Origin of the sequence: Plesiomonas sp. (assembly GCF_051652165.1) — a bacterium.
Taxonomy (GTDB): domain Bacteria; phylum Pseudomonadota; class Gammaproteobacteria; order Enterobacterales; family CAMTGL01; genus Plesiomonas.
On record NZ_JBOFTR010000004.1, the window covers coordinates 59,670 to 74,681 of the forward strand.

The following is a 15,012-nucleotide window of genomic DNA, read 5'->3' on the forward strand; positions in this document are numbered from 1 at the left end:
CAGTGCGAATGCCAGTGATACCATAGCAGATAAAAAGGTCTTGCTTGAAGTGACTGATCTAAAAGTGCACTTTGAGATTAAAGATGATAATGCATGGTTTTGGGAACCGGCACAAAAACTCAAAGCCGTAGACGGTGTGACCTTACGGTTATATGAAGGGGAAACTCTCGGTGTGGTGGGGGAGTCAGGTTGCGGAAAATCAACGTTTGCACGGGCGATTATCGGGCTAGTGAAAGCTACCGAAGGACATGTGGTTTGGCTGGGCGAAGATCTGACGTGTTTGACTGAAAAGCAAATGCGCAATAAACGCAAAGAGATCCAGATGATTTTCCAAGATCCGCTGGCCTCGCTCAACCCGCGCATGACCATCGGCGATATTATCGCTGAGCCATTGCAGACGTTTTATCCTGAACTGTCAAAACAGGCGGTTAGCGATAAAGTGAAAGCCGTGATGATGAAAGTAGGGCTGCTGCCAAACTTAATCAACCGTTACCCGCACGAGTTTTCCGGCGGTCAGTGTCAGCGTATTGGTATTGCCCGCGCGCTGATCCTTGAGCCAAAGCTGATTATTTGTGATGAACCGGTTTCGGCATTGGATGTCTCTATTCAGGCGCAAGTGGTGAACCTGCTCAAATCATTGCAGCGTGAGATGGGGTTATCGCTGATTTTTATCGCACATGATTTGTCGGTAGTGAAACATATCTCTGATCGGGTTCTGGTCATGTATCTGGGAAATCCAGTAGAACTTGGTACGTATGATGAAGTTTACCACAACCCACAACATCCCTATACCAAAGCACTGATGTCAGCCGTGCCAATTCCCGACCCTGATAAAGAGCGAACTAAGCAGATTCAGTTGCTTGAAGGTGAGTTACCTTCGCCGATTAATCCACCGTCAGGCTGTGTTTTTCGCACTCGTTGCCCAGTGGCTAGAACAGAGTGTACCTTGACTAAACCATTACTCGAAGGCAATTTCCACCATGCGGTTTCCTGTTTACAGGCAAAGTGGTAGTCATCTTGTTATCTTTTAATGTACATAGAATGTGCATATATGCATGAGTATACAAAACGGCTGATCGTAATCGAGATCAGCCGTTTTGAAAGAAGATAGACTAAACTTTAGTCAGCAACTACTCTGACAATGGGGGTTGCGTGCGCTGTATTTGTGCAAGGCGCGCATCAATGGCATTTTGTACGCTATAGAAAACGTTTTCCTTAGGGAGAATATTCAATAAACCTGTATTCCAGAGTGCCTGACGAGCACGCACCGCTTCTAAGCGCGCAATACAGACACAAATTTGTTGTTGGTGTAGCTCGGTAATCAACGTTTTGAGTTTATCTGCAGCAGTCATATCGATATCTAAAATACCACTGCACTCGATAACCAGCAGACGCATTGCCGGTTTTTGTTGCATGTAATATTGTAGTTGCCGTGTAAAATACTCTGCATTAGTAAAGTTGAGTGGCGCAGCAAAATGGTAAACCAACACTTCTGGCAGTGTTTCCATTGGCCGTTTAGCATCAGGATGCCACCAAATGGTGGAGTGTTGAATGCGCATAAACTCTGTATTATTTGGGCGAGCGGTGACAAAAACACCGTGTAATAAAGAGAGTACCACCCCTAACATGACACCCACTTCAATCCGTAATAATAAAATCATACACAGTGTTGCTATACACAGATAAAACTCCTCTCGGCTTTCACGATAAATGCGTTTTATCTCACTGACTTTCAAGATACTGAGCCCAACATACATCAATACTCCTGCAAGTGCAGCATGTGGGATCAAACTCAATAGAGACTGAGCATACATTACAATGAGTGTTAAAATCCCTGCAGCAATCAGAGCAGATAATTGGGTTTTTCCACCGGAGTTTTGCGTGACAACTGAGCGGGCAGGGCTGGCATTAGTTGGAAATGTTCCTGCCATTCCTGAAAAAATACAGCCTAAACCAATACCTGCAAAATCTTTACTGACCGGTGCACTGCTATCTTTTGTGGTACGCGATACCGCTGCCGTTTGCATGATACAAACCATGGCAACTAACAGTGCTAACGGAAATAGGCTAAAAATGTCGTGCCACGGATAGTGCCAAAAAGCAAAATCGGGTTTTTGACCACTGACATGGGTTAACATCGTTAGTCCGTAATGAGATAAAGAGGAAAAATGGTGCGTTAAAGGCAACAGCACATTGATGGCAACCACAATACTTAGCCCAATCAGTGCTGCCGGCAGGCGAGGCCAATGTTTGCTAGAGAACGTTGTTAATGCAAAAATCCCCAATCCAATCATAGTTGAAAGTAGGTTTAACTGAGGTAGTTGTCGCACAATACTCCATAATTGTGATAACAAATGCCCGTTAGCTACCGGTATTTCAAAAATTTGTGGTAATTGCCCAATCAGGATATGGCACGATATTCCGGCTAAAAAACCGATAGTCACTGGAAATGAGAGTAAATCAGCAAGCCAACCGAGCCGAAATAGGTAGGTAGCCAATAAAATAATACCGACTTGAATTGAGAGTAACCCAGCCAGATGCACATATTCGGTTGATCCCGCTACAGCCATCAGTGATAACCCTGAGGCAAAAATCGGGGCAATAGTAGAATCAGCGCCCCCAGACAGATAACGGTTGCCGCCCAAAATAGCAAAGCCAATCGCTGCGGCAATAAACGCATAAATGCCGGTAATCGGCGGCATGCCAGCTAAGTGCGCGGTGGCCATCTGTGCTGGCAGGGCGATAGCAGCAACCGAGATCCCCGCAATTAGATCACCACTTAGCCCACGCCAAGAGGCCTGACGAAATGCATAGAAAAAGAGCCGGGGTGAGACAACAGATGATGAAGTGTTTTTTACAGGCATAACGCCGACAGCTCCTTGATGATAATAAGGTTAACGGCGGTTACCGTAATTATAAACCCTAGCACATCCTCAACCGCTAAATAAACGGAATATGTAGTCAACTACCCTTCGTTATTGTAAGTGTTGATGGCAAAATTACCGCATTAATGGTGTGCTTCAAACAACACGCTATCTCCGGGGATAAACAACTGGTTGTAAATGCGCTGAGCAAATCCGTCAGTCATACCTGAAATATAGTCAGTAATTACGCGCAAACCAGAGTGCCCTTCGGCGCGTGATTGTTGCCAATGCTGGCGGGTATTGTTGGGCAGTAGACGCTCGGGGTCGGCACTGAGGGCATCAAACAGTGTCATGATCAGTTGTTGGCCACGGTATTCGAGCATTTGTACTTCAGTGCGACGAACGACAAATTCGTTCACAAACCGCACTAGCACGGCAATCACTTTTTGTAGTGACTCTGGCAGGGTAGCATTCCATGCCAGTAACGGCTCAGTAAATTGCGCGTCATATTGCAAACTAATGCCGGTGATGAGTGCGTTGACCATCGCACCAATCGCATCTTTACGCAGATGGTGCTGAGTTGAGAATAATTTATCAGTCAGGCCGCTAATATTTTGGCTAAACCAGGGGTCATTAATCGGGCGCAGAGCCTGCTCTACCCACTGCCAGTGTTCACGAGTCACCATACCCATCACAATGGCATCTTCCAGATCATGAATGCCATAGGCAATATCGTCAGCCAGTTCCATAATTGAGCAATCGAGCGATTTATAGCGAGTTTTCAGCTGTTGTGTTGGTACTGTGCGTTCGGCCCGCATTGTGTTAATCAGTGTGCGATCAGTCGGTGTCAGCGGGTCTAATACCCACTCAAACAGTGCCCTGTCTTTATCGTAAATTCCCTTAGCCGGTTTCCACTGATTGGCCTGTAAATGGCGAAAATGAGCAACGGCTGGGGGGAGCTCTGTGGCTTGCGTTTCGCTGAGTAGTGCGGGGTATTTGAGCAGCCCGAGCAGTGTCCGGCGGGCTAAATTCATACCATATTGCTCGGTGTAAGGCTCAAGCTGTGTCACGATACGAAAAGTTTGTGCATTTCCTTCAAACCCGCCGTGATCTCGCATCATATAGTTTAGGGCCACTTCTCCGCCGTGTCCGAAGGGAGGATGACCAATATCGTGCGCCAAACAGAGTGACTCCATCAGGCTATCAGAAGGTAGCACTGTTTTTTGTTCGGGATATTTGCGTTTGAGCTGCGCAACAATACCGGTGCCAATTTGTGCCACTTCTAACGAATGGGTCAGGCGGGTACGGTAAAAATCATTCATGCCCGCCCCCAGCACCTGTGTTTTGGCCTGTAAACGGCGAAACGCAGCAGAGTGTAGAATACGTGCCCGATCGCGCTGAAATGCTGACCGATAATCATCGCGCCGGATTTTATGCTCCTCGCCATAGCGGGCTTGCCAAAGCGCAATCTGCTCTTGTGTTGTCACGCGGATAGTCCTTCATCAAAGTCAGTCGTCGGTTTGGATACAGTACCAGAAAGTGAGTTTACCAGAATGCGTTAGCCCGTTAGCGGCAATCTGCTTATAATACGTGTATTAACCTGAGTTATTTTTAGAGAATAAACATGCGCCTTGACAAATTTCTTACCGAACAAACCGACATGACACGCTCGATTGCAGGGCGCGAAATCCGCCGAGGGGAAGTCACTGTAAACGGTGAAGTTGTCAAAAACAGCGCACTTAAGTTACAGCCTGATGACAAAGTAGAATATAACGGACATTCTCTCGAGCAACAAACAGGCCCACGCTATTTTATGCTGCATAAGCCACAAGGTTATGTCTGCTCAACCGATGATCCTGATCACCCAACTGTCCTGTTTTTGCTTGAAGAGCCAGCCAGCCATAAATTGCATCCAGCCGGACGTTTAGACATTGATACCACAGGGTTGGTTCTGCTGACCGATGATGGCCAGTGGTCGCACAGAATTACCTCTCCGCGCCACCATTGTGAGAAAACCTATCTGGTTACGTTGGCCGATCCGGTGGATGCTAGCGCTATTGCATTGTTTGCCGAAGGCGTACAACTGCGCAGTGAGCCTGATTTAACGCGTCCTGCGGTGCTTGAACTGTTGGGTTCGCATCAGGCACGTCTGACTATCACGGAAGGGAAATACCATCAGGTCAAACGTATGTTCGCTGCCATTGGCAATAAGGTGACGGCTTTGCACCGTGAGTGTGTCGGCGGTATTGCACTGGACAGCAATCTGGCCGAAGGCGAATACCGCCGACTTACAGATGATGAAGTACAGCGCATTGTTTCGCAATAACCGATCAGGAACCCGATAATAGTGACTACACAAAGCCATACCCATCAGCGGCAACCTCTGCTGATTTTTATCCTCGGCATGCTGGCGATGTTAACGCCGCTGGCAATCGATATGTATCTGCCCAGCTTGCCAACTATCGCCTCACAACTGAATGCAACTGCAGGCTCGGTACAGCTGACGCTAACGGCATATACGCTGGGGTTTGCTGTTGGTCAGCTGTTTCACGGCCCAGCGGCCGACAGTTTTGGCCGTAAACCGATTATTATTATCGGCACTCTGCTGTTTGCGCTGGCTTCGCTGGCCTGCACCCAACTGAGCAATATTGACGGTTTTATTGCCGCACGTTTGATTCAGGGCTTTGCGGGAGCCGCTTCTGGCGTAGTGATCAATGCATTGTTGCGCGATCTGTTCCACAAAGATGACTTTTCGCGCATGATGTCAATGGTTGTGCTGATTATGACCGTTGCGCCGCTCATTGCCCCGTTGCTGGGGGGCTATCTGCTAGTCTGGTTTGATTGGCATGCTATTTTCTGGGTACTGACTATTGCGGCAGTGATCTGCTCGCTGATGGTAGCCTGTTTTATCCCTGAAACACTTGCACCTGAAAAACGTCAGCCATTTAATGTCCGCAGTACACTGGGGAATTTTTCCGTACTGCTGCGTCAACGGCAGGTGCTCGGTTACATGCTCAGCGGTGCATTCTCATTTGCCGGTATGTTCACTTTCCTAACGGCCGGTTCATTTGTGTATATCGATCTCAACGGGGTTGATCCACAGCATTTTGGTTACTATTTTGGGCTAAACATTCTCTGTTTAATCATCATTACCAGCCTTAATGGGCGCTTTGTGAAACGCAAAGGCTCTAATTTTATGATGAAAACCGGCTTGTGGATCCAATTTAGTATGGGGGTCTGGCTGGTGCTCGGAGGGCTATTGGGGCTAGGCTTTTGGGCATTGGTCAGCGGTGTTGCTCTGTTTGTTGGTGCAATATCCATTGTTGGCTCAAATGCGATGGCGGCGATTTTGGAAGAGTTTCCGCATATTGCCGGAACAGCCTCTTCAATGGCCGGTACATTGCGCTTTGGTACCGGCGCTGTAGTCGGATCGCTGGTGGCATTTATGCCGTCAGGTACAATTTGGCCAATGGTCGGCACGATGGCCGCTTGTGCAGTGATCTCTATCGGCTGCTATTACGGCATGGCCGTTCGCGGTGCTGCACCGGAAAAAGAGCCATCATCCCAAGTATAATTTGTGCTGTACTCTTTTTTGCCTGATAGGTATTGGATTAGGCGATATAAAACAGCAAAAATTGAAGAACAGAGGCGGCGATCTCATTTGAGGTCGCCGTTTTTTTGTTTGACGGCTTACGTGCTTACTGGTGTGTGCTGACGATCGTTTATTGCATGATCGTTTATTGAACGATAGCTTATTGCACTAATGCATGTCATATCACTTACTCATAACCAAATACGATAATCCTCACCAAATATTGCTGAATAAAACAGCACTTTGTAACCTTCTCAGTTTTTGAACGTAAATTTGCCATCAGTGTCACGGATAAGCAGATAACACTTTTTTACTGCTCCTTTACACTAGACATTGTTTTTAGATGTCTTACCGGAAACGTGGTTTTTACGCTCTTTTTCCTGTTTACCGGTTTTGTATTTGGAGTGGTTATGTCACAGGCTCGGCAGTCAAATATACATATCGCAGCCACAAATATGGCGTTTTTCCGCCAGTTATTAACTGTTGCCGTACCGGTAGCCCTGCAAGTGGTGCTGTTCTCTTCACGCAGCTTGGTAGATATTGTCATGCTGGGGCAACTGGGGGAAGCCGATGTTGCCGCGATCGGTGTTGCTGGCCGTGCCATTTTTGTGACTACACTGCTGGTAATCGGTGTTTGCACTGGTGGCAGTATGCTGCTGGCCCAGTATTGGGGAGCCGGTGATAACGGTGGAATGAAACGCACTGTCGCGCTAACTATGCTCATTACTGGCGTTGTCGGTTTATTGGGTGCGGGTGTATTTTTGTTTTTACCCGAGCATGTTATGGGGCTGGCTTCAAACTCTCCAGAAGTGATTGCCCTTGGCGCTTCGTTTATGGAGATCACTGCTGGAAACATGCTGCTTACCGCTGTCGGCGCGAGTTTTGCTGCGGGCTTACGCTCTATGCATCAGGCTACGACGAGCACCCTGTTTAGTGCTTTTGGTATCAGCCTGAATGTATTGTTTAACTACATACTTATTTTTGGGAAGTGGGGCTTTCCGGCACTCGGTATCGTAGGTGCTGCATGGGGTACACTGCTCAGTGCGCTGATTGAGGTTGCCGCTCTCACGATATGGCTATATTGGCGTAATCACTTATTAGCATTTAGTGGGCAAGATTTTATTGAAAGTTTAAATCGCCTTGAAGTCATTCGCCTATTAAGACTCGCCATTCCACTGATTGGGAATATGGTGGTATGGTCTGGTGGCGTATTTATGTATAACGCCATTTTTGGTCATATTAGTACACAAGCCTTGGCAGCACTGACAGTAATGGCTCCGTTAGAGTCATTATGTCTAGCACTATTAAACGGTATTGCTACAGGCGCTGCGGTAGTGATTGGTAATCAACTTGGTGCAAACCGCTTTGAGCTGGCCTATCGTCAGGCATGGCTTGCTAATGCTTTTTGTATGGCCAGTGCCGTGATAGTGGCTATTGCCATGCTGCTTATAAAAGCACCAATATTGAGTTTGTTCAGTGGATTAAAAGGGCCAACACTGGAATTAGCATCCAGTTTTTATGTGATGCTCTCTATCGCAGTACTGCTCAAAAGTATTCCAATGCTGATGATTATTGGTGTATTGCGTGCAGGGGGAGACATTAAATTCTGTTTTTATCAGGATGTTATAGCCCAATGGTTTATTGGTATCCCGTTAGTTGCGTTTCTCGCATTTTATACAGATGTCGGAATGCAATGGGTTTACTTAGCTATCTTTACCGAAGAGGCTGTGAAAATTGTCGGTTGTTATTATCGCGTTCGTAGCCGAGTATGGATGAAAAATATAGTACAAAAGTCTGTAGAGGCAGCATAGTTTCTAAAAGCTTTAATATTATTGTACGGTTATAACGCTAATTAGATATACAATAAACACCAAAATAAACAGATTATTTTGGTGTTTTATCCTGCAGTTGCAGATTATTGTATTTTCGACGATGCTGCTATGTTGTGCGTTGAGCATGTTGCTTATACCGTAACACTTATTGATGGTATCGCTTTGCTCAACCGATAATAACCATACAATAACCAATTTTCTATAGAGATATTAATTAGAAACCTGAGGTGTCTTTAAACAAGCCAACTTTCAAATCAGTAGCTGTATAGATAACGCGGCCATCAACCTCAACCTCACCATCTGCTAACCCCATAATTAGCTTACGGTTAATCAGACGCTTAAGATGAATACGGTAAACCACTTTTTTCGCAGTCGGCAGAACTTGGCCAGTAAATTTTACTTCACCCACACCGAGTGCACGGCCTTTACCTTCACCACCACTCCAGCCGAGGAAAAATCCGACTAATTGCCACATAGCATCAAGACCAAGACAACCTGGCATAACAGGGTCGCCTGGAAAGTGGCAGGCAAAAAACCACAGATCAGGTTGAATATCGAGTTCAGCTTCGATATAGCCCTTACCAAAATGACCACCCGTTTCAGAGACATTGACGATACGATCCATCATCAGCATATTGGGTGCTGGCAATTGTGGACCTGTTTCACCAAACAACTCACCACGGCTAGAGGCCAGTAAATCTTCCTTTGAGTACGAAAAGCGTTTCATAAGCATGGCATTCATTTTGTTTGTCAGTAAATTCTGCCTCTAACTTAGCTAACACTTGTACGCTGAACAAGTCCGATCAGCTGTGGTTAAACCAGTTGAGCCAGCGTAAAAAGAACGGTAACGGCCTTAATGGTGGTAAATTTACTTGGTCTATCCGCAATTGGATAAGATTCAGTAACGACTCTTTCTCTTCATCTTCAGTGTCAAACGGTACACCCGTTAACAGTGATAATGCCTCAGATGCGTGTTCTACGGCATACAGATGAAATGCTCCCTCTTTTACTGCATCAACAACTTCATCAGAAAGACACAGATGACGCAAGTTACTTTCGGGCAAAATAATACCTTGTTCACCGGTTAAGCCACGTTTTTCACAAACAGCAAAAAAACCTTCAATTTTTTCGTTGATACCGCCAACAGCTTGCACCCGACCAAACTGATCAACAGCACCGGTAATAGCAATAGATTGGCTAACGGGCTTAAGAGATAATGCACTGACTAGCGCACATAATTCAGCTAATGAGGCACTATCACCATCAACCTCACCGTAGGATTGTTCAAAGACTAATGACGCTGAAAAAGGCAATTGTTGCTCTAAGGCCAGCTCAGATGATAAGTATGCTTGCATAATAAGCATACCCTTCGCATGAATATTCCCACCAAGCTCGACTTTACGCTCAACGTCAGCAATATCACCATCGCCCAGATGCACAACGCAGCTAATACGTGAAGGTTCACCAAAGGCAAACGGATGGCCTGGGTACTCAAGCACAGACAAGCCGTTGACCTGACCAATTTGCTCGCCCTCTGTGTCAATAAACACCTGTCCACGATGAATATCATCCATGGCTCTTTCAGGCAGGTAATTAGCGCGGTCTTTACGAGCATGAATAGCACGACTTAAGTGCTCATCAGTTATCGGCTCATCATCAGACTCAATAGCAGCTTCTACCAGTGAGTTTTCTAGCCATAATGGGCAGAGCGGTAAACGCATTTGATCATCAACTTCACGTGAACCTGCATGAAATAGCACAGGCCAAGCAGTTGAAGTGAGTGTTGGCAAATTGAGATCATTACATGTCCGATTAACATAGCCTATCCATGATGAAAGGGCTGTTTCATCTGTAATAGCAATATTATCTTCAATTTCTGTGTACATAGAGAGTGTATCAAGATCAGGCTCAAGTTCGCCAAACTCCGCTAAACTGAAGCGATCACCAAGTAAAATCACTCGAATATCGAGAGGCATAGGCGGCATTGCAACAGGAAGTGATTTAGACTCATCTGGTGAACACCAGTGAAACGTTTTACTCAGTAGCGTTTTGCGTAATTGAAACCAATATGCAGGTTGTACTAACAATGTACGTAACGGTAGAACCAAAACCCCCCCGTTTGCCTGATGAATTAAACCAGGTTCAACGGTGATATTTTCCCCACGTTCACGTACACAGCCAAACAGTTGATCCCAACTTAGCCACTCATCAAAGGCACAAACTGTTTTTGCGGCAAAATTATCATGAGTATGAATGGCGGGAGTCATCAGCATTTTGTTGGTTTTGTTATCAAAACGGTAGCTGACTCCGGTGACTTCCTCTAGCGGAGGAAGGCGTTCGCTCACGGCTTCTGCTATCAACGAAAGATAACGCTGATTTTCTTTGCCTTTAACTAACAAAAATGAGGGCTGATGTGTGATCCGACAAAAGCGATCAAGCGTATCGGCAAGTCTTGGTTGCATATCTAAAAAACTATGCGGTGATTGCTCATTTGAAAGAGCAAACAATGACTCATATTGTTGGGTATCAGGCAAAAGTTGCTGCCATTCAAGTTCGTGTTTAGTCAAGTTCGTATACTGCATAGTGAATAAGATATAGGATTATAACAAATTTAGCGCCCGTAACTGCCAGAGAGTATAAGCAGACTGTGTTTGCTTTTGTTATCATTGCGTATCGTGAAGAATACACCTCTCATTGAGGATTTAAAGATGAAATATCAGCAACTTGAAAATTTAGAGAGTGGCTGGAAATGGGCATATTTGGTAAAAAAAATGCGCGCAGGGGAGAATGTGACATGCTACGCAGAACAGAGTGAAATTAATGCGTTATACGAACTCTTATTACAAATTGAGTATCAGCCTGAGCAGATCAATACTTGGATCAGTGAACATTTACATGTTGCTTATGAAACGAAGTTAAAGCAGGTAGTGCGTGCAACACGCAAACGCTATTTTAATGCAGAAAAAGAGTACACCCGAAAAAAGTCGATCGACCTTGAATATCTGGTATGGGAAAAATTATCGCAGCGAGCAACATCTTTAGGTATGACACTATCAAGTACAATTACTTATTTGCTTGAAGAGTCTATAAGCAAAAATCGTTACGAAAATAAGATTATTGCAGCACGTAGTGATTTAGCTGAGTTACTAAAAAAATAAACCCCGCAATTGCGGGGTTTATACTTATTCAAAGGTAAGCAAAATTACTGTTGAGCTGCAACAGGTTGCTCTTTAACACCTTGAACTTCGATTTCTACGCGGCGGTCTGGAGCCAGGCAAGAGATCAGAGAGCTACGGTTCTTGATGCCGTCACACTTAGTACCAGTTACTGGATCAGCTTTACCACGGCCTTCAACAGACAGCATGTTAGCTGGAGCACCCAGAGTTTCCAGGTAAGAAGCTACTGACTGAGCACGGTCTTGAGACAGCTTATCGTTATAAGCGTCAGAACCTAGGCGGTCAGTGTAACCGATAACAACAGCAGTTTGGTCTTTCAGACCCATGTTGCTAATTTCGCTGTACATCTTCTGCAGAGCTTGCTCGCCTGCTGGCTTCAGTGTTGCTTTGTTGAAGTTAAACAGAACGTCAGAAGTCAGAGTGAAACGCTTAGTTTCAACTTCTGGTGCTGCTACTGGAACTGGAATTGGCGCTTCAGCAGCTTCTTGACCGAAACGGTAAGAAACGCCCATGCTCAACATACCGTTGTCTGCGCTAGTACCGATTTGGTTAGAGTTACCCAACTTGTTGGTGTATTGGTATTCCAAACGACCAGCCCAGTTTTGGTTGAATGCGTATTCAGCACCTACTGCTGCCAACGCACGAACACCAGTTTCGTGACGGTTGAATTGGCTGTTGTCGCTGCCTTTCATGTCAGCACGGTAGCCCATAGCACCGATACGAGTATACAGGTCCAGATCTTGCATTACTGGGTAGCTAAACTTACCGCTCAGTTGAATGCCTTGGCCATTCATTTTGCCGCTACCAGAACGCATGTTGTTCAGGTAGTCGTAGCCCATTTCAACTGCGAACCATGGGTTTACTTGGTAACCACCAAATACACCACCAGCCAGAGAGTTCTTGCTGAAATGAGTAGAACGGCTAAGAACGTTGTCTGAACCGAAGAAATCTTGGTTCTTTTCAGTGCTGAAGTAGTTAGACCAGCCTAGTTTAGCACCAGTGTACCAAGTACCTTCTTGTGGAGCTGCTTGAGTTGAAGCAGCGAATGCCATACCAGCCAGAGCCAGTGCAATTGCAGTCTTTTTCATGTCTTGCGCCTCGTTATCATCAATGAAAGGCATAAATAATTGCGTAAGGCTCAAAGGCCTTACGTCATTTTTGAATGAACATTCCATCGTCTAGACGGTGGCATAAGATTGCCACACAAATGTTCCATTCTTGACAATAAGTCTACCGAGACTTTTGAAAGATACAAGACTAACGTGATTAAGTTCGCAAACTGTTTAGGCTAAAAAAAATACAGCTGATTTTCCTTGTTTTGTATCTATTTGATTTTAATTGGAAAAAAAACAAGGTGGTTATTTTTTAATATAAAAAATTAACCTAATGAAAATAATTAGATACAAGAAAAAATGATAAATAGGGTGGCTTATGGAGTCATAGCGGATGTTTTTCTCATCTTAGTGGTTATGTTTTCATCGTTAATTTATTCGAAAGTATCAAAGTGTCAAACTTGCTGTCGAAACATAAAATACAGAGTGTTATTAAAAATGAATGACTAAGTTATAAACTTTTTATTACATGATAAACGCGATTAGTTTCGCATATCGAAGGGAGATATTTTAGTTTTTACGTGTTTTGTTTCATATTTGCTAATATGTCTTGACCCAATAATCACTGCTTATTTAAAACATTTAGTCGGTCTTGCGTCAAAAATGTGACTGGTGGTATTGCTTATTGTTGGTGGAATCGCGAAGATAGCGATAGTTTCATACTTATGTTACTAACCTCTGAAGTTTGTAATATTTTATAAATTGGTATGCATTATCTCATTCGCATAGGGAGAGCTTGTTTATCTGATAAAACAAGCAACATGGAGGCAAAATGAACGCTGTGGATAAAGACCTTATTAAAAAAGCGTGTGAAATTTTTTCGGCTCACTTTGGTGAAGTTAAATCTCGCTCTATGTTTGGCGGGTTTGGTTTGTATCAAGGTGATGTAATGTTTGCTGTTGTATCTGAAGACCATCTTTATTTGCGTGCTTGCAATGGATTAGAAGCACGTTTTATCGCCCGAGGGATGAGCCCCTTTGTTTATACTAAACGTGGCCGTCCAGTGATGCTACGGTATTATAAAGTTGAGCAAGTCATGTGGGATAACCTTGATCAATTGATTGTTATGGCAAATCAAGCACTCATTGGTGCTCGCAGTGACAAACAAGAGAAAAAGGGAGGAGAAGCAAAACGTTTAAAAGATTTGCCTAATATGGGGTTATCAACAGAACGTTTGTTACGTAAAGCCGGTATTGGCTCTATTAGCGAATTACAGGCTCTTGGTGCAGTAGCCGCTTATGTAAAGGTAAAAGCACAGTGTAGTGATGTCACCGATAAATTGCTGTGGGCATTAGCCGGAGCATTAGAGGGATGTCATGCAGCGGCACTCTCACCTGTGATTAAAGATCAAATTGCAGCTTCATTACGTGAAGCTTATGCCTTTAAATATAACTAATAAGATAAGGTAGACTCTTTCTACATTATAGAGAGTCTTTACAATAGAAAGTATTTGGCTAATAAAAAGCCGCCTCACCGTGAAGGGGTTTACTACTTCACGGTGAGGCGGTTTTATTTGTTATCGCCCATATGCTTTGTTTGTATACGTATCAGGCGTGAGTTACTGATCTTTTAAAGGGATTTTTGAGTTTACAATTTACTCAGATTACATATTGATTTACGGTTTTTTTCACATTATCTGCTTGTTATCGGTGTTTGCATTTTGGAACACCCTCTGCATTTTATACCTTCAATTTCTATACTGGTGTATTTTTATACTGCGATATAGTTCTGATTCATTACATTATACCTTTATACTTATACTACTTATGGTAATGCGTTGACATGTGGTTTAACGTAATTACTGTTATTCGGTAGCACTACAATATGTGGTTTATCTTATGGTGTACATTTTACACCTATCGGTGAGCGTTGAAGGAGTGGTTGATGTCGTTAGTGTGGCGTAGTTGTACATTTGAGCAGTTAGATAATGTCGCCTTATATCAATTATTACAGTTACGAGCAGAGACATTCATTGTTGAGCAAGCGTGTGCTTATCAAGATTTGGATGGAAAAGATCTATATCCGGACACGTACCATTTACTTGGTTATCAAAATAATGAGTTAGTTGCTTACCTGCGAGCGATGGGGCCGGGTATTGTTGATCCTGTTATGCCTGTAATTGGCCGTGTAATAACAGGAAAGTTATACCGTGGTCAGGGTTTGGGGCATCAACTCATTGCACAAGGCGTGGCGCTTTGTACACAATACTGGCCAAACCGTGCTATACACCTGAGTGCACAAGCACATCTGCAAGCTTATTATCAACAACATGGTTTCATTGCAGCAGGAGAGGTGTATTTGGAAGATAGCATCCCTCATATTGGTATGAACCGGTTGGCATAATAGTGTTTGATGATAGATTACAAATCTGCTCCGTTTGTGTGCGTGCGTTGTATCGAGCTGTGATCTAGATCTCTTTGTGGCTTTATAAATTAC

Annotated in this window: 12 protein-coding genes; 7 read left to right on the top strand and 5 right to left on the bottom strand. The window is 44.3% G+C overall.

Features of this window, described 5'->3' with window-relative positions; genetic code table 11:
• Positions 1–22: 22 nt before the first annotated feature.
• Positions 23–1,012, top strand: a complete 990-nt coding sequence (gene oppF / locus ACRC53_RS02860) for a murein tripeptide/oligopeptide ABC transporter ATP binding protein OppF (protein WP_438642488.1) — start codon at positions 23–25, stop codon at positions 1,010–1,012.
• A 118-nt stretch (positions 1,013–1,130) separates the two neighbouring features.
• Here the strand turns inward: oppF and ACRC53_RS02865 are convergent, their stop codons facing one another.
• Both ACRC53_RS02865 and ACRC53_RS02870 read right to left on the bottom strand, forming a co-directional pair.
• On the bottom strand, positions 1,131–2,864 hold the full coding sequence (locus ACRC53_RS02865) for a SulP family inorganic anion transporter (protein ID WP_438642064.1): 1,734 nt from the start codon (positions 2,862–2,864) through the stop codon (positions 1,131–1,133).
• A gap of 143 nt (positions 2,865–3,007) precedes the next feature.
• Positions 3,008–4,351, bottom strand: a complete 1,344-nt coding sequence (locus ACRC53_RS02870) for an anti-phage deoxyguanosine triphosphatase (protein WP_438642065.1) — start codon at positions 4,349–4,351, stop codon at positions 3,008–3,010.
• Between the two features lie 137 nt (positions 4,352–4,488).
• On the opposite strand from ACRC53_RS02870, the gene rsuA reads away from it, so the two are divergent.
• The 3 genes from rsuA to ACRC53_RS02885 all read left to right on the top strand — a co-directional run bounded on the left by rsuA (position 4,489) and on the right by ACRC53_RS02885 (position 8,267).
• On the top strand, positions 4,489–5,190 hold the full coding sequence (rsuA, locus tag ACRC53_RS02875; protein ID WP_438621885.1) for a 16S rRNA pseudouridine(516) synthase RsuA: 702 nt from the start codon (positions 4,489–4,491) through the stop codon (positions 5,188–5,190).
• A gap of 21 nt (positions 5,191–5,211) precedes the next feature.
• Positions 5,212–6,438 (top strand): Bcr/CflA family multidrug efflux MFS transporter, encoded by a 1,227-nt coding sequence (locus ACRC53_RS02880; RefSeq protein WP_438642066.1) that lies wholly within the window; start codon positions 5,212–5,214, stop codon positions 6,436–6,438.
• 428 nt (positions 6,439–6,866) lie between these two features.
• Complete coding sequence (locus ACRC53_RS02885) at positions 6,867–8,267, top strand: MATE family efflux transporter (protein ID WP_438642067.1); 1,401 nt, start codon at positions 6,867–6,869, stop codon at positions 8,265–8,267.
• A 235-nt stretch (positions 8,268–8,502) separates the two neighbouring features.
• On the opposite strand, the gene fabA is transcribed toward ACRC53_RS02885, so the two are convergent.
• A complete protein-coding gene (gene fabA / locus ACRC53_RS02890) occupies positions 8,503–9,021 on the bottom strand; it encodes a 3-hydroxyacyl-[acyl-carrier-protein] dehydratase FabA (protein WP_438642068.1) in 519 nt (172 codons plus the stop codon).
• 70 nt (positions 9,022–9,091) lie between these two features.
• A complete protein-coding gene (locus ACRC53_RS02895; RefSeq protein WP_438642069.1) occupies positions 9,092–10,855 on the bottom strand; it encodes an AAA family ATPase in 1,764 nt (587 codons plus the stop codon).
• Between the two features lie 141 nt (positions 10,856–10,996).
• Here ACRC53_RS02895 and matP point away from each other — a divergent pair, with 141 nt between their 5' ends.
• Positions 10,997–11,446, top strand: coding sequence for a macrodomain Ter protein MatP (gene matP, locus ACRC53_RS02900; protein ID WP_438642070.1), 450 nt, complete (start codon positions 10,997–10,999; stop codon positions 11,444–11,446).
• 44 nt (positions 11,447–11,490) lie between these two features.
• On the opposite strand, the gene ompA is transcribed toward matP, so the two are convergent.
• Positions 11,491–12,552 (bottom strand): porin OmpA, encoded by a 1,062-nt coding sequence (gene ompA, locus ACRC53_RS02905; RefSeq protein WP_438642071.1) that lies wholly within the window; start codon positions 12,550–12,552, stop codon positions 11,491–11,493.
• 796 nt (positions 12,553–13,348) lie between these two features.
• Between ompA and ACRC53_RS02910 the strand changes: the two genes are divergently transcribed.
• Positions 13,349–13,972 carry a TfoX/Sxy family DNA transformation protein gene (locus tag ACRC53_RS02910; RefSeq protein ID WP_438642072.1) on the top strand — a complete coding sequence of 208 codons (624 nt, stop codon included), beginning with the start codon at positions 13,349–13,351 and terminating at the stop codon, positions 13,970–13,972.
• A gap of 488 nt (positions 13,973–14,460) precedes the next feature.
• Positions 14,461–14,919 (top strand): GNAT family N-acetyltransferase, encoded by a 459-nt coding sequence (locus ACRC53_RS02915; protein WP_438642073.1) that lies wholly within the window; start codon positions 14,461–14,463, stop codon positions 14,917–14,919.
• The last annotated feature ends 93 nt before the right edge of the window (positions 14,920–15,012 follow it).